Here is a 25,195-nt window from a genome sequence, read left to right on the forward strand (position 1 = left end):
TTCTCTTCTTGCCTCTTAATCATAAAAAAGAAGAGCCCGCTGGCGGACTCCATTATTTTTACTTTTACTCTATCTTTTTTACTTTTTGGGGCTAGACTAACTCTTCTGCTGCTTTTCGTACTCCAGCGGTGTTGCTCCGGTTATTTTTTTGAATACGGTAAAAAAGTAATTATAGTGATTAAAGCCCGCCTGCTTCACCACTTCCTTCAAATCATTCTCTCCTGAGCGGATCAGCAGCTTCGCATGCTCCACGCGCAAATGATTGACGTAATCGGTAAAGCCTTGCCCGCACTCTTCCTTGAACATACGGCTTAAATAGGAGGCATTCACGCCAATAACCTCCGCCGCGTCCTGCAGGGTGATTGGTTCGGTAAAATGCTTCCGAATCCATTCCAGCGTCCGCCCGACGTTATCGGAGTAAAGCGTATGACGCGCAGAAGGATGCAGGGCTTGCATCAGCTTGCGGTAAACCTCGACAATCCATTCCCTCATCTCCAGCAGCGTATCGAATTTGCCGATGATCTGATATGGATTTTGATCCATTCCGAATAACTCCCCGTCAGCAATGCCTGCCTCCTTGGACTTGCGGTTAACGAGGTGAATAAGCTCAACTGCCACCATTTGCGCCGTTTTATGCGGCGCCCTCGCCTTGCCCATTCGATCAAACAGCTCTTCAATTTGCCCGATAAGCTCGGCCTCATTAAGCGTTGCAAGATGCGACAACAGCAGCCTCTCCAGCTTTATGTCTACAGAGAAGCTGACAGAGGAAGGCTCTTTTCGTTGAATGCCAGGCCAGATAATAACATCTCCGCCTTCATAAAACCGCTCCTGAAGCGCCTTGTCCGCTTCCAGGAGGCGGCTCGGCAGCTGGTCCGCCTTGCCAATCTCGCTAACGCTGCAGCTTATCGTTAAATTCAACTGACGCTTAATACTCGTTCTGATTCGAGACAGCGCCTCCGATATTATGGTGTGCCAGATAAATCGGCTATTCGTCTCAAAGGAAAACAGAAACACAAACTTCCCGTTCTCCAGAGGTGTCATAAAGGCCCCCTCGGTATCCGACAGAATATTATCAACAATATCCATAAAGGAGCCTTTCATAAAAGTAAGCTCTTTGACGTCAAAGCGGTCTGACAGCATGCTGCGGCTATCCCATTCCGCCACAACAACCGTCAGCATCCGAGGATTCAGCCGAATATCGAGCTTGTCCGCTCTCAGCAGCATTGCCTCCTCGGACTCGTAGCTATTCTCTACAAGCTCCCTTATGAAATCCCTGAGCAGCGTTGTATGGCTCTGCTGCATCTGCTTCTGCATATGCAGCGTCTGCTCCTGCGCCTCCTGCTCCTTGGCAAGCAGCTCCCTGGCGGCTGTCAGAGCTGCCTGCAGCACCCCAACATCAAGCTCATGCTTTAGAATATAGTCCACGGCGCCCTTACGCATACTATTTTTGACAAAATGAATGTCGCTAAAGCTGCTGACTGCGATAACCTGCGCTTGAGGAAAATGCTCCTCCAAATAATCAATAAGCGCCAGCCCGTCCATGCCGGGCATACTCATATCCGTAATGACGATTTCGGGTCTGAACTTGTGAAGAAGCCTGATTGCCGCTTGCCCTCCGTTCGCTTCGCCGCATAGAAAAAAGCCGTGTGCTTCCCAGGCGAGCATATTTTTAAGCTTGCTGAGCATAGGCAAATCATCGTCGACAAGCAGCACGTTAAGCATCCCCCTCTTCTCCCTCCCCTTCAATCGGAATCCGCAGCGTTACAGTCGTGAACAAGCCAGGCACGCTTTCGATCTGAAGGCCGTACCCCGCTCCATAATGCAGCTTGATTCTCTCCTGCACATTGCTTAGTCCGATTCCGCTGAACCTCGACTGGCTTTTCTCGGCTTCATGGTCAAATATCGTTTCAAGCCGCTCCGGCTCCATTCCCACGCCATCATCTGAAACCTGAAATACGATATGCCCGCCGTCGCCATACCCTTTAATAACAAGCTGGCCTCTTCCCTTCAACGGCTCCAGTCCATGAATCAAGGCGTTCTCCAGAATAGGCTGCAGCAAAAATTTCAACATGCGGGCATCCAAAATAGCTTCCTCAATATCGAAGACCGCATTGAATTTATCATAATAGCGAAATTGCTGAATGTTGAGGTAATGCTCCAGATATTGCTGCTCCTCCCGCACTGTAATAAATTCCCCGCCCTTGCCCATGCTGCTATGAAGAAGCGTGACCAGCGAGGTCACCAGCTGCTTGATATTATCCGCCTTTTGAACATCGGCAAGCCATTTGATCTGGTTTAACGTATTAAACAAAAAATGCGGATTGATCTGGGCTTGCAGCGCCTTGAATTCCAGTACCCGCTTCTGCTCCTCCGTCCCCTTGATATCGTCAAGAAGAACGCGCAAATTGGTTACCATCGCATTAAAGCCGCGGCTCAGCTCCTCCACCTCGTCACCGGAGGTTATCGCAATTGGATCAGACAAATTGCCTGCGCTTACCTTTTTCATAGCGTGCCGCAAGCGTCCAATATTTCGGGTAATGTGGTTTGAAATAATCGTAGCCACAATCAATGCCGCAATTAACGTAAATACCGGAATAAGCATCATATTATTAGCGACTTTTCGGCTTTCGGCCAGCAGCTCGCTTTTGGGAATAAGGCCAACCGTTGTCCAATTCAAATAATCCGACGTATGATAGACAACAAGATGCTCTTCGCCGTTAATGCTCATACTGAGCTTTCCCGAATTCCCGTTGAGCTGAGGAAGTACGCTTGCATAGTCTGTTTCGGAAATCGACTTATTAATATTTTCCGCGCGGGGCGAATAAACAAAGCTGCCTTTATCGTCCAAAAGAAAAAGCTGGCTTTTATTAGGCAGCGGCGTATTCAATATCCGTTCAACGACCTCGTAGTTAAAATCAATCGTTACATAACCAACTGCCTCATGCCCGTTCATGATGGCACGCGAGATAGAAACGACATTTTGATTCAAATATGCGGACACCTTATTCAGCTTCGTATTGGCATGGGTCGTAATAAATATTTTGTTGCCCCGCTGCTCCAGCAGCTGTCTAAACCAGCTAGATTGCATAAATTCATCGGCTGGAACCGTTGCGCCCTGTGAATAGCTGCGCCCGTCCATGCCAGCCACCAGAATGCTGGAGATATAATATTTGTAGCCGTATAGGCTGGAGATGAAATTATCAAGCTTGCGGTCTTTTTCGAGCCGCTCAATTAATGTTTCCGTAGCATCGGGCAAAAGAACATCAATAACATTAGGTCTGTTAAGCGAAATGATCGTGCTTATATAGTCAATGTCCTTCAAGGTGAGCTCCAGGCTTTTGTTCGCATCCAGAATGGTCCGCGACATAAAGCTCTCCGCCGATTCTCGCTGGCTGCTGTAATATTTGTTGTACCAAAGCACACTCACAATTGACAAGGAAACAATGATAACAACGGAGAAGCTTGCAAATAGCTTGGTGCGTATGCCGATTCTCATCCTGGTGCTCCTACTCCATCCTGCTGGCGTTTGCCATTTATCATACTCTTGAAATGAGGGCAGGACAAGCATCACCGCTGAACTGCCATGGTTCGTCTGTATAATGGCATCATATTCGTTCCAGATGTATATACTAAGTGTATACAATATAGCTGGGGGTATGATAGAATGAATCACCAACGCCAAAAGCAAGGAGGGTTTTCCATGTCAACTACCGTACAGAAATGGGGAAACAGCCTTGGTATTCGAATTCCAAGCCATATTGCTGAAAAAATCGAGATTTGCCAAGGAACTGAAGTTGACCTAATCGTAGGTGATGATTTTACACTCACGGTTATACCCAGAAGGAAAAAGCCAACTTTGGATGAATTACTTTCGCAATGCAAACCGGAAAATCGCCACGACGAAATCGACTTTGGTCGAGAAGGAAAGGAATTATTTTAAATGAGTGCAGATCGGGGGGATCTAGTCTGGATCAATTTTAATCCTCAAGCTGGTCACGAACAAGCGGGAAGAAGATCCGCTATTGTGTTGTCGCCAGCAGCATTCAATCAAACGACTGGTTTTGTTTCGGTTTGTCCTATCACGCATACGGTCAGAGGATGGGGATTTGAAGTATTGTTGCCGGATGGATTAGTTTTTGACGGGGTTATTCTAACGGATCAGATTAAAAATCTGGATTGGCGAGCCCGGCGTATAGATATTGTCGGCAGAGCACCAGATGAAGTAGTTCATAAATGTCTTGATAAAATACACACGTTTTTATAAGTCGGCACCTTTTTGCAGGCGCCGGCTTATTTTGTGATTAACGAGCTTACTTCATATGAACACTTGATTTAAATTCCATACTGCTTATCAAAATAGTTCTGATATTCGCCGCTTATAATACGCTCCCACCAGCTCTTGTTATTGAGGTACCATTCAACTGTTTGGCTGATTCCTGTTTCAAAGGTATACTTTGGGTTCCAACCCAGCTTTGTAAGCTTGGAGGGGTCAATCGCATACCGTTTATCATGGCCCGGGCGATCCTTCACAAACTCAATCAAGTCTTCCGACTGATTCAACGCATTAATAATCGTTTTCACAACTTCAAGATTCGTTCGCTCATTATGCCCGCCAATATTGTAAACCTCGCCGATTGCGCCTTCATGCATAACCAAATCAATCGCTGAACAATGATCCCAGACATGCAGCCAATCCCGAATGTTTCCACCATCGCCGTAAACGGGAACATTCTGACCGTTAAGCACCCTCGATATCGTTAGCGGAATAAGCTTCTCTGGAAAATGATACGGGCCATAGTTATTGGAACAACGCGTAATATTAACCGGAAGCCCAAAGGTTTCATGATACGCCCTAACCAATAGATCGGACGAGGCCTTGCTTGCGCTATAAGGACTATTAGGCTGTATAGGCGTTTCTTCAGTAAAAAAAGTATCGGGATCAAAATCCAGCTCGCCATACACTTCATCCGTGGAAACATGCACAAACTTGTTAATGCCGTAAGCTTTGGCCGCATCAAGCAATACCTGTGTTCCCAGTACATTGGTTTTTACAAAAATCCCCGGGTCTGTAATTGAACGATCAACATGACTCTCCGCTGCAAAATGAACGACATAATGAAATTGCCCCTGTTGAAACAAGTCCATCATCTTATCCCTGTCCGCAATGTCAGCCTTCACAAAACGATAATTCTCTCTTCCCTCAATGCCGGAATGTTTGGTAAGATCGCCGGCATACGTCAACAGATCCAGATTGGTTATATCATAGTGGGGATATTTATCCACCATATACTGAACAAAATTACCGCCTATAAATCCGGCGCCTCCAGTAACAAGCACTTTTTTTCTTGTCATTTCCGTTCCTCCGACTTTAGTTGATCTAGGAATCGTTTTACTGCATCCTGCCATGGCGGCAATGGCTCAAGGCCATATTCAATTAATTTTTGCTTCGACATACGAGAGTTTTTGGGTCTGACTGCCCGAGTCGGGTATTCATCAGTCGTAATGCCATTAACCTTTATATCTTTATGGGCAGCTGCAAAAATTTCACGAGCAAAATCCGCCCAGCTGCAAAACCCGTCATTCGATGCATGGTAGATGCCATATTTGTCGGTGCGCACAAGGTCTAGCAGCAATCGAGCAAGATCAGCTGTATAGGTGGGAGAGCCCCACTGATCGCCCACAACATTTAATTCTCCACGTGTTTCAGCCAATCGCAGCATCGTTTTTACAAAATTATTGCCATTCATACCAAAAACCCATGAAATCCGCACGATAAAATAATCCGAAAGCAAATCCCTTACCACTTGCTCTCCTTCATATTTTGTTAACCCGTAATAATTGATAGGGCTTGGAGAATCACTTTCTTTAAAGGCCTCTTGTCCTTCTCCATCAAAAACATAGTCCGTGCTGATATATATAAATTTGGCTTGAACCTGCTTGGCCGCTGCTGCCAAATAGGTGGTGCCATCCACATTTACCTTTCGGCAGTTCTCCTTGTCATCCTCGGCTTTATCTACGGCCGTATATGCCGCGCAATGAATAACAGCATCTGGTTTATGTTTATGCACAAAAGCGGACACTGCTGCTTCATCCGTTATATCCAGAATTGACGAGGTTGTTCCTATCATGTTCAAGCCCAATGAATATCCTCTTTGAACAACATCGAAGCCAAGCTGTCCGCCAACACCCGTAACTAAAATATTCATCTTTTATTCTCCGTATATAAAGTTATACTCAGCATTACCTAATAATGGCGCTATTTCATCCTTCTCCGAAAGGATTGGTTCTGTTCCCAGCGGCCACTGGATACCAATCTCCGAATCATTCCAACGAATGCCCCGATCATGCTCTTTAGAATAAACTTCATCCACTTTATATTGAACTTCCGTATTTTCCATCAATGTCATAAAACCATGGGCAAAACCTTTGGGAACCAGCAGTTGTTTTTTGTTTTCCTCAGATAACTCAACACCGACCCATTGCCCAAACGTCGGGCTGCCTTTGCGAATATCAACAGCCACATCATAAATAGCTCCCCTGGTGCAGCGAACCATTTTCGTTTGCGCTTTAGGATTTATTTGATAGTGCAGCCCCCTCAACGTCCCTTTTGCAGCAGAAAAAGAATGGTTATCCTGAACAAAGGTTATGTCTACCCCTTCGGATTCCAACCGGCTCTCGCTATACGTTTCCATAAACCATCCGCGATGATCGCCATGAACCGTTGGTTCAATAATGATTACCCCATCCAATTGAGTCGTTGTCAGCTTCATGCAAAAACGCCCTCCTGTTTAACCACTTCTCTATTTTGCTGAGCCAATCTTAACAAATATTGGCCATATTCGTTTTTCTTTAAGGAATCGGCCAGCTCAAGCAGCTGCTTTTTGCTAATATAGCCTTTACGATATGCAATCTCCTCTAAACATGCTACCTTCAGGCTTTGTCTTTTCTCAATGGTCTCAATATAGGTTGAGGCCTCAAGCAAGGATTCGTGTGTCCCCGTATCCAGCCAGGCAAAACCACGGCCAAGAAGCTCGACATGGAGCTCATCCAATTCCAGATAAGCCTTATTAACATCTGTGATCTCCAGTTCACCACGCGCCGAAGGGGTTATTTGCTTGGCGATATCAACTACACGATTGTCATAGAAATACAAGCCTGTTACCGCATACGTAGATTTTGGCATTTCAGGTTTTTCTTCTATAGAGATGGCTTTGCCGTTTTCATTGAATTCTACTACGCCGAAGCGTTCCGGATCTTTGACATTATAGCCAAAGATAGTTGCGCCTCTTTGACGCAAAGCGGCTTTTGCCAATAGATTCGTAAAGCCGTGTCCATAGAAAATATTATCCCCTAATATTAATGCCACACTATCATCACCAATAAAGTCCTCCCCAATAAGAAAGGCCTGCGCCAATCCATCCGGCGACTCCTGAACAGCATAGCTAATAGTGATGCCAATGTCACTTCCATTGCCTAACAGTTGTTCAAAGCGGGGTGTATCTTGGGGAGTAGAAATAATCAAAATATCCTGAATACCAGCTAACATAAGGACCGACAAAGGATAATAAATCATAGGTTTATCATAAATCGGAAGCAGTTGCTTGGATATCGTCTTGGTTAAAGGATACAGCCTTGTCCCGCTGCCTCCTGCAAGAATTATGCCTTTCATATGTACCCTCCTGGAAAACGTACTTCTACTCCTATTTTAATGTAAGTCTTGGATGAATACTACAGCTACTCTTGGTAGAATCGAGTTTTATTGGTTAACTGCTCAATAATAAGATTGCCCTCGTACGGACCTTAAAAAAAGAGCTGCCTTCGTTAAAAAGCAGCTCCTTTTATGGATAATATTGAATATTGGACACCGGGGTTTTGGTTACTTAATTCCGTAATAGTCCACATACCAGTCAGCAAAGCGCCTCAGGCCTTCGCTAATCGGCGTTTGCGGCTTAAAGCCCACCGCCTCATACAACGCATCCGTGGATGCATAGGTGGCCGGAACATCGCCGGGTTTAATGGGCTCGAACTGTTTGGCAAAACAAATATCCCTGCCAAGAGCTTTGCTAAATGCCGTCTCCAGCGCCCCGATAAAAGCCATCAGCTTCTCCGGGCTGTTGTTGCCGATGTTGTATACCTTATGTGGAGCGTCTGCTCCATCAACTCCCGCCGTACCTGTGCCTGCTGGAGGCTTCTCAATAAGCCGGATTATGCCGTCGACAATATCGTCGATGTAGGTGAAATCCCGATACAAATCATTTTCGAAGTCGCCATTGTTGTAAATGGCGATCGGCCGCCCCCCAAAATAGCTGTCGGCAAAGCCGAAATAAGCCATATCCGGCCTTCCCATCGGACCGTAAACTGTGAAAAACCGCAGCCCCGTCGCCGGTATGCGGTACAGATGGCTGTAGGTGTGCGCCATAAGCTCATTGCTCTTTTTGGTAGCTGCGTACAGGGAAACGGGATGGTCCACCGGATCGCTTTCTTCAAAAGGAACCTTGCGGTTCGCCCCATACACCGAGCTGGATGAAGCATACAGCAGATGCTTCACCGGGAACTCGCGGCATGCCTCCAGAATATGATGAAACCCAACAATATTGCTTTGTATATAAGCATCCGGGTTCTCCAGCGAATAACGGACCCCCGCCTGGGCAGCCAAATGAACAACCACCTCGGGACGGTATTGCCGGAACAAGCCGGTTAACGCTGTTTTGTCCGCAATATCTCCTTGTACAAAAACAAACCGCTCCTGCTGCTTCAGCATCTCCAGTCTTGCTTGCTTCAGCTTAGGGTCGTAATAATCATTCAGGTTATCAATCCCGATAACCATTGCTCCATTCTCCAGAAGCCTTCGGGATACGAAGCTGCCGATAAACCCCGCTGCGCCGGTAACCAGATAAACGCCGTTTCCTTCAGTGATTTGATCACTCAATGATATTGCCTCCCCTACTGCTCTAACCTCATGCATCTGTCCGTTTTATTGAACGGCTGCCTCATTTACATGCCTGGCATGTCTCTCTTGCGGGACAGCTCCTTCACGTCCGATGGAATGATACTCTACGCCTGCATCTCTCATAGCCGCCACACTGTACAGATTGCGCCCGTCATACACTAATGGGGTACGCATCAGCTTACGGTAAACGTCCGGGTGCAAAGCTTTGATTTCTCCCCACTCCGTAAAAATAAAGCAAACATTCGCACCATCGAGCGCCTCCTCGGGCGTTGAAACATACGAAATGGCTCCTTTTGCGCTTGCACCCTCTGGGAAAAGTTTGGCAAAATTAGCCGCACCAACAGGGTCATAGGCGTATATGTCCGCTCCTTGCTGTAACAGCATAGGCACATTTTCCAACGAGGCCGCTTCTCTGAGATCGTCCGTTCCGGGCTTAAAGGTCAGCCCCAGCACAGCCACCTTCAGACCGTTAAAGGTAATCAGCCGTTTGCTGGCTTTTTTGTACAGCATTGTTTTCTGATCCTGATTTACATCAATGGCGGATTTGACAGTCCGGAGCTCATAGCCGTGTTGCTTGGCCAGGTATTCAAGCGCCTTCGTATCCTTCGGGAAACAGGAGCCGCCAAAGCCGATGCCGGCATTCAAGAACTTGCTGCCGATCCGGGGATCATACCCCATGCCTTCGGCTACATCCCCGATATCCGCGCCAACCAGCTCGCACAGATTGGCGATATCATTCATATACGATATTTTCAGAGCAAGAAAGTCGTTGGCGGCGTATTTAATCATTTCCGAGGATCTGCGATTAACCGAAACGATAGGCAGTCCAAATGGCTTATAAATGCTTTTGAGCAGCTCCTCTGCCCACTTGCTTTCCGTCCCGATAATAATGCGCTCCGCGTGCAAAGTATCATGAACAGCCGAGCCTTGCGCCAGGAACTCCGGATTGGAGGCCACTTCCACCTTCACCGGATTGATTAGAAAGTCCCGAATGAACTGCTCCACTTTATCGTTAGTACCTACAGGCACAGTTGATTTGACAACAACCAGACAGTCCTTCTCAATCGTTTCAGCGATTTGCCTAGCCACCGTTGCGATGTAGGACAAATTGGCCGATCCATCCGGCTGCTCCGGTGTGCCGACCCCGATAAAGATCGCATCAGCATCTTTATATGCGGACACATAGTCGGTGGTATAGTCAATTCTCCCGGCGGCATAATTTTTCTGCATCAGCTCTTCCAGCCCGGTCTCATAAATAGGCGAAACGCCCGACTTCATTAACTCTACTTTGCTCTCGTCGATATCGACGCAGGTCACTTGGTGGCCCATCTCTGCAAAACAGACACCCGCGACAAGTCCGACGTAGCCAGTTCCGGCTACTGCTAGTTTGTGCATGGTTTTCTTCCTTCCTTTAAATGGACAACTTTTCTTAGATTACACACTATTTGAGATAATGTTGTTATTCGCCGAGAATTCACTCCTGCTAAAATAACGTCCTTCAAATAAACCACTCTTTATCTACGTACTAAGCTTCTCACAATTTTTATTGAACTAACAATACTCTTCTTATTAATTAGTACATATAACAAAAAAGCAACACAATAAATTATGGATGAAATCCAAGATTGAAAATACCATGAACTTAAAAGAAATACTACAATTACGGCAGACTCCATAAGCATCGGTTTCAGTATTGCAATTTTAAAAACTTTTGAAATAACAAAATCTGAAAGAATAGACCTGAATGCTAATAGAATAATAATTGATAGGATTGAAATGTACAAATCATTTAGCACCTGTGTTGCAAGTATGGTTAGAAAAACACTAATAAGAAGTGTGACGATATTTATTTTCAGCATTTCATTTTCTCTTCTTAATGTTTTAAAAAAAGTATTAGATAAAAGTGCTGTTTTACCTTCGTAGACGAAAATAGGGAAAAGTATAGACATATAATCAATACTTTCAGCATAAAGAGGCAGCCATTTTTTTAAAATTACACTTAATGGGTAATAGAATAAAAGCAAGGAAAATAAAAAGGTTACCAGTAGAATTTTCATAGAGGTATAAATTATTTGAAGTTTCACCGGACCGACTCTTCTTAATATTGGATAAATAACTATCCCTACCGCATTAATAAATACCATAAAAAAATTAGAAATACTCAATGTAAGCGACACTTTACCAAAGACTGAAATATCCCAACTTCTCTCTATACCAAATCTCAAAGTACCGACTACCAATATACTTGAAATATTTGAGAACATTAGTTTTATTCCACTATAAATATTATCTTTTATCTCTCTTACACTTATATAAAAGGATCTCACATTTTGAAAGACTAAGTCTTTACAAATGTAAACTGTGTACCCCCATGCTATCAGTTTAGCCAATAAGTCCGATATAACAAAAAGTTCATATTTTGTTATGCCTAGAACTAAAGTAATAGTAACTAAAATGCTGTAAACGACTCTATCAATAATTATAATCTTAGAGTACTCTCTAATCCTATTAGTTGCTTGTAATAGAAACATTAGCATGGCTCTTGATCCAACAATAATTGTACAAATAGCTATGGAAACAACAATAAATTGTCGATCAACTGCTTCATTATTGATGACTATAAAAAGTATAATTGCGGCTGCAATTGAGGCTTGAAAGATAAACAAGCACCAAAATTGAGAGAAGAAATATCTTTTGTTTAACTTAGAGTATGTTTCACCCCCAAATCTTAAATAAATACCATCATTCCAACCTAATTGAAAGAAACCAATAAAAGAAAAATAAAATAAATATAACTGTAAATATCCATATTCATTAACTCCAATTAATTTTGGTGCTATTATGATTATTAATATTGAAATAAACAAAGATAAAGCGTTGGCCATTATTGATGAAGACAAGTTGTATAGGAATGTTATCACTTTATTATTCATAAAAACCTCTCAATCTATTCAAGCCGAACCGTATAATATAACAACCTTTTTATCTTAATGGATCGATTTTTTAGATTCGTTTTGAATCATAAGTGTGACAATTCCTAACCCTAGAAAAACATATAACATAAATAACTTTGTACCAAAGTTGGGCTCGAGCATTCCGTGAGCTAAAACAGCCCAAAATCCTCTGCGATATCCTATAATAAACACAAAAGATTTTTTGTTTTTAACTATAGCTAATCCCTTTTTTAAATAACTGTTAATTGTAAACAAAAGGAACATAAATAACAAACATGAAAGAATACCTGTATCGGCAAGTGTCTGTAATATGAAATTATGGGCAAGATAATACTCATTTAATGCATTAACATTCAAATAACCATTTCCAAGTATAGGGTGATCTTTAAAGGCAGCAAAATAAAATTCAAATATACGAAATCTATCAATGAGGTTAGACTGGTTTACTAAGTTATCAAATCTCCCAGTTGCCGCCATTTGAGATAAAAATCTTCCGCCAATTACATAAATAATATATGCCCCTATACACACGCTGAAAGCAATGATGGTTTTTTTTGCAATTGAAATCTTACTAAGAAATAATTCTTTAATGATAAGGAATACTGAAAATACAAAAACAATAAATAGTGATGTTCTAGAACCTGTAAAAATAAGGGCAACTCCTGTTAAAACTACTCCTGCTAAATACTGAAGGGTCAGCTTATTAAGAAACTTTGAAAAAAGAATAAAGAATGGAATTAATAGTAATGACGCAAGATAATTGCTTGAACCTATATCTAGGACTATTTTATTCCCAAGCATAAAGTTTCCACCATTAATAAGAATCGTTTCATAAAATATAAAAGATGTTAATACAAAACTTGATACCAAGAAATATGTACCCAAATTTTCAATTTTTTTAGAACTAATGGTTAAATTTGATAAAACTAAAAGTACTAAACCTGCCTCAATATACGTAGTTAGACCAATTAAATATCTACCCAGATTATCAGCATTAACAACTGAGATACTACTTGTAATTACAAAAAATAAATGAATCTTTATTGGATTAGTATATGTGATTTTCCCTAACTTCAAAATATTAATCAACCATAATAAAAATACAAAAATAAAAAAAGCTTCCCCAATATAAAAAGTAAGCGTTGAATCCATGATAGATAAAAATAATGGAGGTAAAAACAGTGTAAATAAGCACATTATAAACAATTTATGAAAGATAATATTGGTTTGTAATACACTTCTCACTTCTTCAACTCCATTTATTGTGAATTAAAATCCAGTTGCTCCATAACGTATATTCATGATTTTAGCTTAATAATTATAGTTTTAATTATCCATAAAAAAAGCGCATGTATCACATGCATACTGTAAATTAAATTAGGGAATTTGTTAATGTTATTTTTCTTGAGAACATATAAATAACTCTTCTTGGAATCTATTAATCTTCGCAGCTGTAAACTACTAGATTTCCCATGAATATGATAAATTTGTTCATAATCATAAATGTAATTATCTTTTCCTAGCTTATGGAGTCTTACACAAAGATCAAGATCTTCAGCATACATAAATATATTTGAATCAAAGCCATTAATGCTGTTAAACATTACTTTATCACAAATAAAAAAGGCTCCTGATACCCAGTCACTTTTAAACAAACCTTTGTTCGTATAGTTTGCAAATCTAATTTTTTTAACAAAATTAAAATTCCAGAAAAGGAAACATAATTTAAAATCATTAAATACCGAAGGAAACTTAAATCCTAATGTTTGTATTGAATTATCGGGATTTAATATTTTACAACTCAGAGCACCAATATTATTTGTTTCCCTATATACGTTAATGAGATTGTTAATATTAATCTTTTTAATATAAGTATCACTATTTATAAATAAGAGAAGGCTTCCCTTAGCATGCTTAGCCGCTAGATTATTTCCTCCACCAAATCCAACATTTTGATCGCTGGGGATTATAAACACCTTCTCTTCATGATTATATAACTCATTTAAATATTTCACACTTTCATCTTTTGAATTATTATCAACTACAAGTATCTCATAATTAAAGTTGTATGGAATACTATCCATAATTGATGAGATGCATTGTCCAGTTAATTCTTTTGTATTATAATTAACAATTATTATTGATAATTCTAATTCTGATTCAGCAGACAAATTTCTACCTCCATTAGCAAGTTGCTTTTACGATTTATTTAATTCATCAACTATTTTTTTGATATCTTCAATTTTTGCATTTTTATCAAAGTAATAGATATTATTTTCAATAAATTTTTTATCAATTAATTTATAATCAATCTTAATTAACTCTTCGATAATGTCATTACTAAATCTATACTTTAAAACTTTTGCTGGATTTCCAACTACAATTGCATAAGGTGGTACACTTTTACTCACTACACTTCCTGCCCCAACTACTGCGCCTTGTCCAATTGTAACCCCTGAAAGGATAATACTGTCTGTCCCAATCCAAACATCATCTTCAATTTTAATTTTACCTTTGCTCGTAGATTCCACACAACTCTGGAATAATACTTTATTTTTAATGGGAAAATTAGAGATTGTATCAAGATGGTGATTTCCGCCCAATATAAATTTTACTCCAGATGCAATTGATACATAACTGCCTATTTCTAATCCTTCATTCTCAGAACCATACGTAAATATATTTAAAGAGCCGTACGTATATTTCCCAACCGAAACTACATTTCGATTGAAAATTCTTCTTGGTATAGTAGAGTTGCTTTTATTTTTGATTCTCCACTTAATTCTAAAGATGAGTAGTTTCAACATCCTAATAAATATCATAAACACTTCACTCCATTTATTGGACCAGACTTAAATAGTACTGTTTAAGATACGAGGTGCAGTCCTCTACATCATAACCTTTTGACTTAATCTCTTTATATGTAATAGGTCGATTTATTGAATCAATATAACTTGATACAATTTTTGCCCATATATTAGGGGGGTGCTTAAGCGGAACAACATCAACTAGATTTGTTAGTACTACTTCTTGTGGAATGCCATCAGAAATAACACATCGCAATCCAGCAGACTGAGCTTCTACCACAGTCATTCCAAGTCCTTCATAACGTGATGGAAATAAAAAAACATCCATCGCTTGATAATATTCACTTACACGCCCAGTACTACCAGTAAAAATAACTCTATTATATACTTGTATATCTCTTGCGTATTGTTCAATCTGTGTCCTTAATGGGCCGTCACCAACCAGCAAAAGTATTGCATTATCAACTTCATCGCAAATTTCTTTGAATACTTCTAACATAAAGAAATGATTTTTCGAAGGATCAAACCTTCCTACATGACCTATTACAAATTTATGATTTAATTCAAGATCGGACCTAATTTTTTCTCTTACGTCTTTATTGAACTCAAATTGTTTTATGTCTATACCATTATTAATAACTTTAAATTTTGTGCGGGCTCCAAACAACCAAATTCCAGCTTCATTAGAGCAAGCTAATAAATTCTTTGTAACATAACGTATTGGATGTTGGTATATTTTTTTAATAATTCCATTTATTCCTTTTCCGGATGATGTGCTATGACTATGGGAAATAATTTTTATATCATATTTTTTTGCAATACTCAAATAAATTAAAGCAGTACTTCTAACATGTCCATGAACAATCAGGTATTGATTTTTTGAGAATAAGTCATTCCATGATTTTACATATTCATGGTGATTCAACCCTTTATAAGCAGGTATATTATGAATTTCCCCCCCTAGGCTCTCAATCTCATCATTATATTCACATCTTTCTTTAGTATGTATAACAAAATCAAATTGAATACAAGAACGATCAATTTTACGGTATATATTCATAATCATTGTTTCTGCCCCACCACGATCTAATCTACCAAAAACATGTAGTACTCTAAGTTTCATCCTTCCCCCCTCCTACCATGTGCAGCGTTAAAGAAACAACGTGAGATAATAATATACATTAACACTCTAAGGATTAATATTATTTTAATGTTTCATCAACTTTTTTATCTCATCGATTTCATTTAGATAAGTATTAATTATAATTTGTCTATCAAATTGTTGCTCCATCTTCTCTCTAGCTAACCTACCCATAGCTGCTAGCGAGGATGAATCAAGTTCAATTAACATTTGAATCTTTTTAAATAAATCATCTGCATTTCTTGCCTCAAATAAAAAACCTGTTTTATTATCATCAATAACTTCTCTTGAGCCATGGATATTTGAAGCAACACAAATTCTTCCCATCGCTGCCGACTCTAATAATGCATTAGGCACGCCTTCCCCCCCATGCGATGGGAGAATAGTACAATGACATTTTTCAATCCATTGTTTGATGTTCTTTTGAAAACCAATATATTGAACAATGCCTTTTACATGATAATCATTAATTATTTGCGAATACTGACTTTCTTCAATAAATCCAGCAATATAGAAATTGGCTTTTGGATAGGTTTTCTTGAGATTTAATGCGCAGTTCAGGTATTCTTCAATACCCTTTATCTTCATGACTCTTCCTATGAAAATAAAGTTAATTTCATTTTCTATGGACGGCAAAGGTGTAAGCTGATAATCACTTAAATTAACCCCTGAGCCAGGGATTACTCTATAATTATCTTTAACTATCTTTTGACTAATAAAAAAGTCTTTGTCTCCATTATTCTGGAATAGTACTTTATAAGAGTTTTTTAATGAGAATTTATACATTATTTTAGCGATTTTATTAATAAAATTATCACTTAAAAAGGTTGCACCTGTTCCTGTAATATTGCTAATTTGTTTCTTTCTAGTTATCCTCGATGCTATACCCCCATAAATATTAGGTTTAATAGTATATGATAATATAATATCAGGATTTATTTTTTTTATTAGCACTAAGTATCTTATTAGTTGGTATGCATCCTTTATCGGATTTATTCCCCTGCGATCAACATCTGTATTGTATATCTTGCATCCCATCTCTATAAAGTATTTATTTTCAATAAAGTTTGGCATGGAGATAATTACTTCATTTCCCTCTTCAATTAATCTTTTAATTAACTCTCTTCTAAAATTATATAATGTAATAAAGTGATTTGATAGAATCATTATTTTACTCACAATACATTTCTCCTGCATGGAATTTTCATTTATCTTAACTTATCGCTAAAACCCGTTCCCCCCTCTAGCACCCCTCGTCTTTTAACAACACTAATAAAAGTCATTAAAAAGCATTTTACATCAATTGCAAATCCAAGTTTTTGGACATACTCACCGTCCAACTTAGCCTTAACATCTATCGGCAATTCATCTCTTCCATTTATTTGTGCCCATCCTGTTAATCCTGGCAGTACATCGTTTGCGCCATATTGATCACGCTTTTCAATCAAATCGTGCTGATTCCATAACGCTGGTCTAGGCCCAACAATACTCATTTGACCCAATAAAATATTAACAATTTGCGGAAGCTCATCCAGGCTTGTTTTTCGTAGAAATGCACCTACTTTAGTGATATACTTATCTGAATTTACTAACAAATGAGTTGGTGTGTCCTTAGGTGCATCTATTTTCATAGTGCGAAATTTCAAAATGTAAAAATAAGATTTCCCCTTACCGATTCGCTTTTGTTTAAAAAACACTGGCCCCCGTGATTCTAATTTAATGGCGCTCATAAGAACAATAAGTAATGGCAATAATAAAACTAAACTAATTAAAGACAGAAGAATATCTATAAATCGCTTGAATTTTATATACATGCATATCTCCTCCAAAATGAGGTTTACAAAGTATTGTATTTTAAGTTTAGAGTTTTAATCTTTCGAAACTTCATTATAGCTTTTTCCTTGACTCAACCCATACTTCTTAGCAATTTCAATCAACTCGTCATACTGCTCCGGTGACAAGCGCTCCAATATCAAATCCCTTGCTTCCTTCTTCTCTGCTTGACTCAAACCCCCGCTAGATAATTCCTGAAGCTTTTTCAAATCATCAGCGCTGAGCTCTTTCATAAAAACCGTAGCCAGCTTTGCTTTTTCTGCTACGGTTATTTTCTCTTGCACATCCTTGGCTTTATCTACCGACACTTCAGCTTTATAACCATCGTTATCTTTTCCGCCGTCAGGTTGGGAGGGTGTGGCAGGTTCCCCTTCAGTTTCTTGTCCCTGATCTGGTTTATTGGAGTTTTCACCGCTCTGCTCTGAGCCGTCTGTCTGTGAGCCACTATTATCCGTATCGTCCCCATCACCAGGAGTGCCGTTCGAGTTTTGGCCAGAATCGTCTGGTTGCCCCGTTCCGCCAGGAACCTCCGTTGGCAGCTCTGCCAACAGCTCTTCTTCCAGGCTGCCAGCCAAGGATGCCAGCATTTTATCCATGACATAGTTAGCGGCGAATAAGCCGCCAATGCCTAATACGACAATAATTGAAGCGATCCAGATGAGTACTTTTTTCCACTTTTTTTTGCGCATGATATCGCCTCCTGATGAGTGTATTGCTGAACAAGTTCATCACCTAAGTGATGGCTAAGAAACGTTGGAGTAAAAAGGAACCAAGTTTTCAATGACAGCTCTGACCGACATCTGATCTCCGCCTAATACCTTCTCAAACCGCTTTAACTGCTGCTCCAATTCCTTGGAGCTGATCTGCGCTGGTCTGCCTATAAAAATACGTTCATGCTGCGTAGCTGTTGTTGCTTCTGAATCTGTAAGCAGCTCTTCAAACAGCTTTTCCCCTTCACGCATGCCGCTGAAATTAATTTCGATATCTACATAAGGCTCATATCCGGACAAACGAATAAGGTCGACGGCCAAATCCAGAATTTTGACTGGGCTGCCCATGTCCAGAATGAAGATTTCGCCGCCTTTGGCGAAAGCACCGGCTTGAAGCACCAGCTGAACAGCCTCGGGAATGGTCATAAAATAACGAACCATATCCGGGTGAGTGACGGTGACGGGACCGCCCGCCGCAATCTGCTCCTTGAATCGGGGCACAACGCTGCCGCGGCTCCCCAAAACATTGCCAAATCTCACGGCTACAAATCGGGTATTGCTTGTTGTATTAATGCTCTGCACATACATTTCGGCAATGCGTTTAGTGGCCCCCATTACGCTGGAGGGATTAACGGCTTTATCGCTGGAGATCATGACAAACACTTCTGCTCCGTGCTGATCTGCCGCATCCGCGACATTTTTGGTACCGAATACATTATTTTTGACCGCTTCGGATGGGTTACGCTCCATTAAAGGCACATGCTTATGCGCTGCAGCATGGAATACTGCCTGGGGCTTGTACTTGCTGAATACCTCGTCCATCCGGTAACGGTCCTGAATATCCGCAATGATGGTTTCCAGGTGAACGTAGGGAAATTTTTTGAGCAGCTCCATTTCAATGCTGTAAATACTGTTTTCTCCATGGCCGAGAAGCAGGAGCCGGGAAGGATTGCAGGAAGCAATCTGTCTGCATAACTCCGAGCCGATTGAACCGCCTGCGCCTGTAACCAAAACGGTCTTGTTCGCCACATAACCCATGATGCCATCCAGATCGGTTACGACAGGGTCTCTACCCAGCAAATCCTCAACCTCTACGTTACGCAGAGCACGTACGGCTAACTTGCCTGTTATGAGATCGTTAATGGCGGGGATAATTTTCACTTTGGCGCGTGTTGTTTTGCATAGGTTGATCATATCTGAAATGTCCTTCCGCTTAACGGAAGGCATGGCGATTACAATATCATGAATATTATGAGTTTGTACCAGCTCCGAAATCTGATTGCGATTGCCAAGCACGGAATACCCGCCAACCTGCATATGGCGTTTATTAGGATCGTCATCAACAAATCCGATCAGGCGGCTTCCCTTAAAGCTGTCTGCTGTTGTAATTTCTCTGGCAATTAAAGCTCCGCAGTCACCGGCGCCGATGACCAGAATGTTGTTGCTTTCCCCATTTTTAGAGAACCGATTTATACGAATAATTCTCCAGACCAGCCTGGAGCCCCCCATAAACAGGAGTATCATTTCCAGGGATCTTGTAGCAATGGATAATGGCACTCTTGCGCCATCAATTAACGAAGCTGCTATGTAGGACAGAATCATTCCAGCTAACAAAGCTTTGAATAAAGCTATTAATTCACCGATGCTGGCATATTGCCACATTCGGCGGTACATTCGAAAGTAAGCAAGACTGATACCGCAAATCAATGTTGTTGTAAAAGCATACAGCAGCATCTGCTGTTCGTAGCGAGGAGGAATATGGCCATCGAAGCGGAAGAGATACGCAATCCCTATTGCTACCCAAATAATGACAATATCCACAATCATTATGATTAATATCCTGCTCCTATGACTCATTCCTCGTTCGCCTCCATTGATTTAAAGCAAGACCATCATTCTTTAGCGCCGTAATAATAATAGTAGGATTCTTCGTTAGCTTTTCGTTTGACGTTGTTTAAGACAACACCCAAAATACGGGCATTAACGGTTTGCAGGTTTTGAATTGCTTTTTTGGCAATATCTCGTTTAACCCTGCCTTGATCCACGACCATGATGGCTCCATCGCTTTTGGTAGCAACGATTTGTGCATCAGTGACAGCCAGCAGCGGCGGGGTATCGATCAAAATGATATCGTACATGTCGCGAAGCTGCTGAATCACCGCATTCATCCGGTTGGAACCTAACATTTCGGCGGGATTGGGCGGAATCGTTCCTGACGTTATGACATCCAGGCCGGGAACGCTGCTCGACTGGATGGATTCCTCTAGCGTGCATTGCTGGGATAACACGGATGATAAGCCCCATCGGTTGGATATGGAGAAGTTATGATGGGCGGTAGGCTTCCTCAGGTCGGCGTCGATTAATATAACTTTGCGCTCCGACTGGGCATACGTAATGGCGAGGTTGGTAATCGTTGTTGTTTTGCCCTCGCCCGGACCGGCTGAGGAGACCATAATGACCTGAATTTTTTCATCAATAGCCGAATAATCAATATTGGTTCGCAGAGACCGATACGACTCGGATATAGGGGAACGAGGGTTGGACAGCGTGATAAGCTGGCGTTTATTTTTCGACTGTGACACGTTCAAGTTCCCCTCCTTTGTACGATCGAGCTGCCCTGCTGCTTGGGGAAGCCCCTGCCTCCTCAGGACTCATCTTCGAAATCATAGCCAGAGTTGGCTGTCCCAAATACTCCAATACATCAGCTTCCGTCTTGATGGTGTCGTCCATATACTCCAGCAGGAATACAAAACCGACGGCAAGCATAAGCGATACAACAAAAGCAATGGCAATATTTAAAGGAACATTCGGCGCTACCGGCTCTGGCAATGCATCAACCGGAGCATCGTTCAAAATCGAAACGTTTTCGACCTTGAAAATATGTTGAATTTCCTCGCGGAATACGCTCGAAACAGCATTTACCGTTTCAGCCGCTTTTCTGTAGTCAATGTCCTGTACAACAAGCGTCATGACTTGAGTATTGTTAACCGAGCTGACCCTGATCTTTTTGGATAGCTGCTCTGTTGTATACCCCAATTGCGGATACTGACTTGCCACTTTATCTAGAATGGCCGGCGTTTTGATAATTTCCTTGTATGTATCAATCATGCGAATATTGGTATTAATCTGGTTCAGGTCTAGCTGTCCCGCTGCAGGCTGCGATGATGTCTGGTTAACAATAATTTTGGTAAAAGCCTCATAGACCGGGGATTTAAAAAAGAGGCTGTATACAGCTGCCGCTGCGGAGCACAAAACGACAAAGGCAACAATAAGCCAAAGCCTCTTCCGAATTACGGCAATATATTGCCTCAAATCAAGTTCGTTAGACACAACACTACTCCTCCGTTAGACATAGTTTTCATCATGATGTATAGTTCTCTAGCACCATGCCCTTCTGCATTATACCACTATAGGGGTAGATATTCTGTGAGATTTCGTAAAAAATCTCCCCCCCATCCACATGGGAGGAAGATTTTGTGGTGATTGTAATATATTTGTTTAGAAGTTGAATGCTCTGTAAATGATCACTGCAGCTTGAGCGCGAGTTGCGTTGCTGTTTGGCGAGAACTTGCCTTCGTTGCCAACCACGATGCCGTGGTGAGCCGCAAATGCAACGCCATCTTTCAGCGAGGAGCTGATTTGTCCAGCATCAGAGAAAATCGCCAGCTCAGCATCCTGGTCTTCGATTGCTGCAGCGCCTTTTGCTTTCAATGCGCGTGCAACCATTGTTGCCATCTCAGCGCGAGTAATTTTTGCATGAGGGTCGAAACGGTTAGCCGAACGTCCGTTGATAACGCCCAGGTCAGCCGCCGCAGCAACATAAGGAGCGAACCACTCGCTAGCGCCTACATCGCCAAACGTCGCTTTTGCAGATACGTTATCCATATCCAGAGCGTGAATCAGCATTTTCGCAAATTCAGCGCGAGTTACTTGATCCTGTGGAGCAAATACGCCTTCCGCTTTGCCGTTGATTGCGCCTTTAGCTGCAATGACTTGAATTGCGCGTCCAGCCCAAGCTTCAACTGCTTCTGTATCGCCGAAGGATACCTTGTTTTCCACTACTGCATAAGAGGAGAAGGTATCACGCAGTTCAACAAAAGATCCCTCTGCTTTATTGTATCGACCGCCATAATAATTCAGTTTACCCTCAATAATTTTGGCAAGTGTCAACAAATCAGTATCAACATCATTAGTAACTTCGACAGGCAATTTAACTTTCACAGGATTCGAGAACTGATCTACAACCACATTGTTTGAAGTGAGATTAAATTCAAAAACTTTGGATACAACCTTTGCTTGCTCATTCAATTCTTGGGAAGGAGCTGCTTGGTTTACTTTAAGCTCAACAGCGCCAGTGATATCTCCGCCAACCGGAATTTCCACTCCGAATTTGCCTGCTTGTACGGCGATTCCAGCCAATTTTGCATCTGCGCTTGCAGTCACGATGGAAGCCGGAAGACTGATAAGCATTTCATACTGCGATACCGAACCGAAGCTTAGCGTCAGCGTAACAGCTGGCAGTGCTTCACCCGTCACGCTCTTCAGGCTGTCTGCAATAGCCGCGATGCCTTTAATGATATTCAGCACATTGTTTTCATTAGGAGAAAGTGTTGCCACATTGCCAACCACGGAAGGGATGCTGTTAATGGCAGAAAGCTTAACAGCAGCAGCATGGGCATCCTTGACAGCACGTTCAATCAATTCTGCTTTTTGCGCTTCTGTTGCTTCAGCCAGTCTGGTTTTGAGTGATTCCAGATTTTTCACTGCAACTTCCGCGTCGAGTGGAAGGCTGCTGGACGGGAATCCGCCGATACCGCCAATATTTATTGGATTGTTATTAGTTGGTGCAGGGAATGCAGCTTTGTAAGCTTCGTTAAGAGATACAAATGCTTTTACACCCGTTTGGAAGTTCACTTTATCATTATCCTGAAGGCTGGTGAACACGTCAGCCAAATCTTGGGAAGTAATCCCTACGCTATTTGCGTATGTTTTAAACTTATCATTGGAATTGATTGCATCAGTAGCTGCCGTTTTTAGCTGGGCTTTGATTGCCTTCAAGTCGCTGATGTCGCTGAGAGTCAAATTGCCAACAATTTTAGCCACGCTCAGCTCCATGTTGTGAAGCACAGTTGCGACGTCATCTACAGACAAGCCTGGTTCAAGCTTGTCCAGGAAACCCTCATTGTTTTTCGCAATGTTTTCATAATCATCTTTCCAGGTGCTTCCAATTGGGAGAGTCAAAACGCTTTCGATCAAGTCGTTGATAGTAGCGCTGTCGACATTCGGATTAACGATTTTTGCAACTAGAGGTTGCAGAATAGCTGGATCTTCCGCAATCGCTTGAGCAATCTCTGCTCTGAATGCATTTACATTTGCCAAGCCTTGAGGAGTCAGCTGCGAGTATACCTGTTGAGCACGATTCGCGAAATCAGAGTATGCAGCAGCTTGAACCACATTACTAACACCAAGCTTTTCGGCCAATCCCTTATTGCTGAGTGGGATGCCTGCGAATGCGGACATGGCAACGCTAGCCGCGATTGTTGTTACTGCCAGTTTCTTTTTGAACGACATTACCAATCACCTCTATAATTAGAATAGTTGCACTCATCTTAAATGGATGAATGTCTAGTAAAACCAAAGGCACTGCTTTCTTATGTATCGGTTTTGTGAAGCCAGTCTTGAACCTTTACCTGCACATTCCCTTACCTTCTTGAAAATAAGGACATAAGCCTGCGCCATTGTCCTCCCCCTGCTGTGGAAGAAGCCGGCTGCTCGCCCAGCGGCGTATTGTCCAGCAACCGTCTGGCATTGTCCCTCAAATAGCTGCTCCATTGTTCTCCCATTGTTCTCTCAATGAACGAATAGGCTTCGCCCAATCGAAAGCCCCGGCGGGAGATATGATGCGCATCTGACGATACAAATTGGATACTGCCTTGCTTGAGCAATGAAAGCGAAGTCTGTTGAATCCGTTTTCCGAATACGCCGAGCAAGGAATGGGTGGTTACCTGTCCGCATGCTCCGAGCTCTATTAATTTCTCGAACCGTTCCGGATGCTGCACAACCTCCGAGTTTCTCTCAGGATGAGCGATAACCGTTGTTAACCCCATGACACTCAGCTCATGAATCATTTCTTCCATAGACCTCGGAATACGGGAAGACGGCATCTCCAGCAAAACATATCTGCTGCCGGCCAGCGTGAGCAATTCATCTCGGCTCCAGGCATCCAGCAGATCATCATGAACGCGAATTTCCTGACCTGCGGCTACTGTGACAGGCACTCCCGCTTCTATCAGTCTAGCATTAACTGATTCTACGAGCCGTCGCACATCGGAAGCCGGATTCATATAAGCTCCATTGGCGTGATGAGGCGTTGCGATGATGGTTGTAATCCCCTCTGAACAGGCTGCCCGGGCCATATTCAGCGTATCATCAAAATTCTCCGCCCCGTCATCCAATCCGGGTAAAATATGACTGTGGATATCTATCATGCCGACTGTTCACTCCTTCGTCAGCAGTTGTTGATAATCTTCGACATTCTGCTTCATGCTCCGACAGTCAAACGACATTACCCTCAGTATATCCTAGAGTTTCCAAATATACAAAGCCAAAACCCCCTTTTGAAAACGCTTTCTATCAAAAATGAGAGAAAAAGTTCAGATTTTGTTCAGAGAATCCCAGTTTTAGGGACCTATTCTCTCAAAAATGATTCCTTTGACCTACTATGTTTTTATTGGATTTTTTATAGGTTTTCCAGTTTGTTAAAGAAAAAAGGCGCTGCATATGCAACGCCTCTGTTGAAA

The 25,195-nt window shown here is 41.8% G+C and carries 23 protein-coding genes; 2 read left to right on the forward strand and 21 right to left on the reverse strand.

The features are described from left to right. Positions 1-96 precede the first annotated feature (96 nt). Entirely contained in the window at positions 97-1,722 is a 1,626-nt protein-coding gene (locus A7K91_RS02105; RefSeq protein ID WP_068679189.1) for a response regulator transcription factor, read from the reverse strand. Further along, positions 1,715-3,496, reverse strand: coding sequence for a cache domain-containing sensor histidine kinase (locus A7K91_RS02110; protein WP_068679191.1), 1,782 nt, complete (start codon positions 3,494-3,496; stop codon positions 1,715-1,717). The genes A7K91_RS02105 and A7K91_RS02110 overlap by 8 nt, the downstream gene beginning before the upstream one ends. Before the next feature lie 204 nt (positions 3,497-3,700). On the opposite strand from A7K91_RS02110, the gene A7K91_RS02115 reads away from it, so the two are divergent. Further along, a complete protein-coding gene (locus A7K91_RS02115; protein ID WP_245697169.1) occupies positions 3,701-3,940 on the forward strand; it encodes an AbrB/MazE/SpoVT family DNA-binding domain-containing protein in 240 nt (79 codons plus the stop codon). Next, entirely contained in the window at positions 3,941-4,264 is a 324-nt protein-coding gene (locus tag A7K91_RS02120; protein WP_068679195.1) for a type II toxin-antitoxin system PemK/MazF family toxin, read from the forward strand. Between the two features lie 68 nt (positions 4,265-4,332). Here the strand turns inward: A7K91_RS02120 and rfbB are convergent, their stop codons facing one another. From rfbB to A7K91_RS02215, 19 genes are all read right to left on the reverse strand, one after another. After that, the gene (gene rfbB, locus A7K91_RS02125) at positions 4,333-5,352 is read right to left on the reverse strand and encodes a dTDP-glucose 4,6-dehydratase (protein ID WP_068679197.1); all 1,020 of its coding nucleotides are present in this window, start codon (positions 5,350-5,352) and stop codon (positions 4,333-4,335) included. Beyond that, on the reverse strand, positions 5,349-6,206 hold the full coding sequence (gene rfbD / locus A7K91_RS02130; RefSeq protein ID WP_068679199.1) for a dTDP-4-dehydrorhamnose reductase: 858 nt from the start codon (positions 6,204-6,206) through the stop codon (positions 5,349-5,351). Before rfbD ends, rfbB begins: the two co-directional genes overlap by 4 nt. Positions 6,207-6,209: 3 nt before the next feature. Next, positions 6,210-6,770 carry a dTDP-4-dehydrorhamnose 3,5-epimerase gene (rfbC, locus tag A7K91_RS02135; RefSeq protein WP_068679201.1) on the reverse strand — a complete coding sequence of 187 codons (561 nt, stop codon included), beginning with the start codon at positions 6,768-6,770 and terminating at the stop codon, positions 6,210-6,212. Beyond that, positions 6,767-7,669 (reverse strand): glucose-1-phosphate thymidylyltransferase RfbA, encoded by a 903-nt coding sequence (rfbA, locus tag A7K91_RS02140; RefSeq protein ID WP_068679203.1) that lies wholly within the window; start codon positions 7,667-7,669, stop codon positions 6,767-6,769. The genes rfbC and rfbA overlap by 4 nt, the downstream gene beginning before the upstream one ends. Positions 7,670-7,876: 207 nt before the next feature. Then, positions 7,877-8,929: an SDR family NAD(P)-dependent oxidoreductase gene (locus A7K91_RS02145; protein WP_068679205.1), complete on the reverse strand. Its 1,053-nt coding sequence runs from the start codon at positions 8,927-8,929 to the stop codon at positions 7,877-7,879. A 45-nt stretch (positions 8,930-8,974) separates the two neighbouring features. Next, positions 8,975-10,345, reverse strand: coding sequence for a UDP-glucose dehydrogenase family protein (locus A7K91_RS02150; RefSeq protein WP_068679206.1), 1,371 nt, complete (start codon positions 10,343-10,345; stop codon positions 8,975-8,977). Positions 10,346-10,464: 119 nt separating this feature from the next. Further along, entirely contained in the window at positions 10,465-11,883 is a 1,419-nt protein-coding gene (locus tag A7K91_RS02155) for an MATE family efflux transporter (protein WP_068679208.1), read from the reverse strand. Between the two features lie 54 nt (positions 11,884-11,937). Further along, positions 11,938-13,149, reverse strand: coding sequence for an O-antigen ligase family protein (locus tag A7K91_RS02160; RefSeq protein ID WP_068679210.1), 1,212 nt, complete (start codon positions 13,147-13,149; stop codon positions 11,938-11,940). A 53-nt stretch (positions 13,150-13,202) separates the two neighbouring features. Next, positions 13,203-14,075: a glycosyltransferase family 2 protein gene (locus tag A7K91_RS02165; RefSeq protein WP_068679212.1), complete on the reverse strand. Its 873-nt coding sequence runs from the start codon at positions 14,073-14,075 to the stop codon at positions 13,203-13,205. A gap of 27 nt (positions 14,076-14,102) precedes the next feature. Next, positions 14,103-14,726 carry a CatB-related O-acetyltransferase gene (locus tag A7K91_RS27250; RefSeq protein WP_156739256.1) on the reverse strand — a complete coding sequence of 208 codons (624 nt, stop codon included), beginning with the start codon at positions 14,724-14,726 and terminating at the stop codon, positions 14,103-14,105. A gap of 16 nt (positions 14,727-14,742) precedes the next feature. Further along, a complete protein-coding gene (locus A7K91_RS02175; protein ID WP_068679215.1) occupies positions 14,743-15,834 on the reverse strand; it encodes a glycosyltransferase family 1 protein in 1,092 nt (363 codons plus the stop codon). An 84-nt stretch (positions 15,835-15,918) separates the two neighbouring features. Beyond that, positions 15,919-17,031, reverse strand: a complete 1,113-nt coding sequence (locus A7K91_RS02180; RefSeq protein ID WP_211274497.1) for a glycosyltransferase family 4 protein — start codon at positions 17,029-17,031, stop codon at positions 15,919-15,921. A gap of 29 nt (positions 17,032-17,060) precedes the next feature. Next, on the reverse strand, positions 17,061-17,666 hold the full coding sequence (locus A7K91_RS02185; protein WP_068679219.1) for a sugar transferase: 606 nt from the start codon (positions 17,664-17,666) through the stop codon (positions 17,061-17,063). Positions 17,667-17,720: 54 nt separating this feature from the next. Then, the gene (locus A7K91_RS02190) at positions 17,721-18,374 is read right to left on the reverse strand and encodes a hypothetical protein (RefSeq protein WP_068679221.1); all 654 of its coding nucleotides are present in this window, start codon (positions 18,372-18,374) and stop codon (positions 17,721-17,723) included. Between the two features lie 54 nt (positions 18,375-18,428). Next, entirely contained in the window at positions 18,429-20,252 is a 1,824-nt protein-coding gene (locus tag A7K91_RS02195) for a polysaccharide biosynthesis protein (protein ID WP_068679223.1), read from the reverse strand. 35 nt (positions 20,253-20,287) lie between these two features. Continuing rightward, complete coding sequence (locus tag A7K91_RS02200; RefSeq protein ID WP_068679225.1) at positions 20,288-20,977, reverse strand: CpsD/CapB family tyrosine-protein kinase; 690 nt, start codon at positions 20,975-20,977, stop codon at positions 20,288-20,290. Continuing rightward, positions 20,958-21,725: a YveK family protein gene (locus A7K91_RS02205; RefSeq protein WP_068679227.1), complete on the reverse strand. Its 768-nt coding sequence runs from the start codon at positions 21,723-21,725 to the stop codon at positions 20,958-20,960. The genes A7K91_RS02200 and A7K91_RS02205 overlap by 20 nt, the downstream gene beginning before the upstream one ends. Before the next feature lie 168 nt (positions 21,726-21,893). Beyond that, the gene (locus A7K91_RS02210) at positions 21,894-23,966 is read right to left on the reverse strand and encodes an S-layer homology domain-containing protein (protein ID WP_068679228.1); all 2,073 of its coding nucleotides are present in this window, start codon (positions 23,964-23,966) and stop codon (positions 21,894-21,896) included. A 131-nt stretch (positions 23,967-24,097) separates the two neighbouring features. Further along, positions 24,098-24,883 (reverse strand): tyrosine-protein phosphatase, encoded by a 786-nt coding sequence (locus tag A7K91_RS02215; protein ID WP_068679230.1) that lies wholly within the window; start codon positions 24,881-24,883, stop codon positions 24,098-24,100. Positions 24,884-25,195: the final 312 nt, after the last annotated feature.

It is taken from the genome of Paenibacillus oryzae, from assembly GCF_001675045.1.
GTDB classification, from domain to species: domain Bacteria; phylum Bacillota; class Bacilli; order Paenibacillales; family Paenibacillaceae; genus Pristimantibacillus; species Pristimantibacillus oryzae.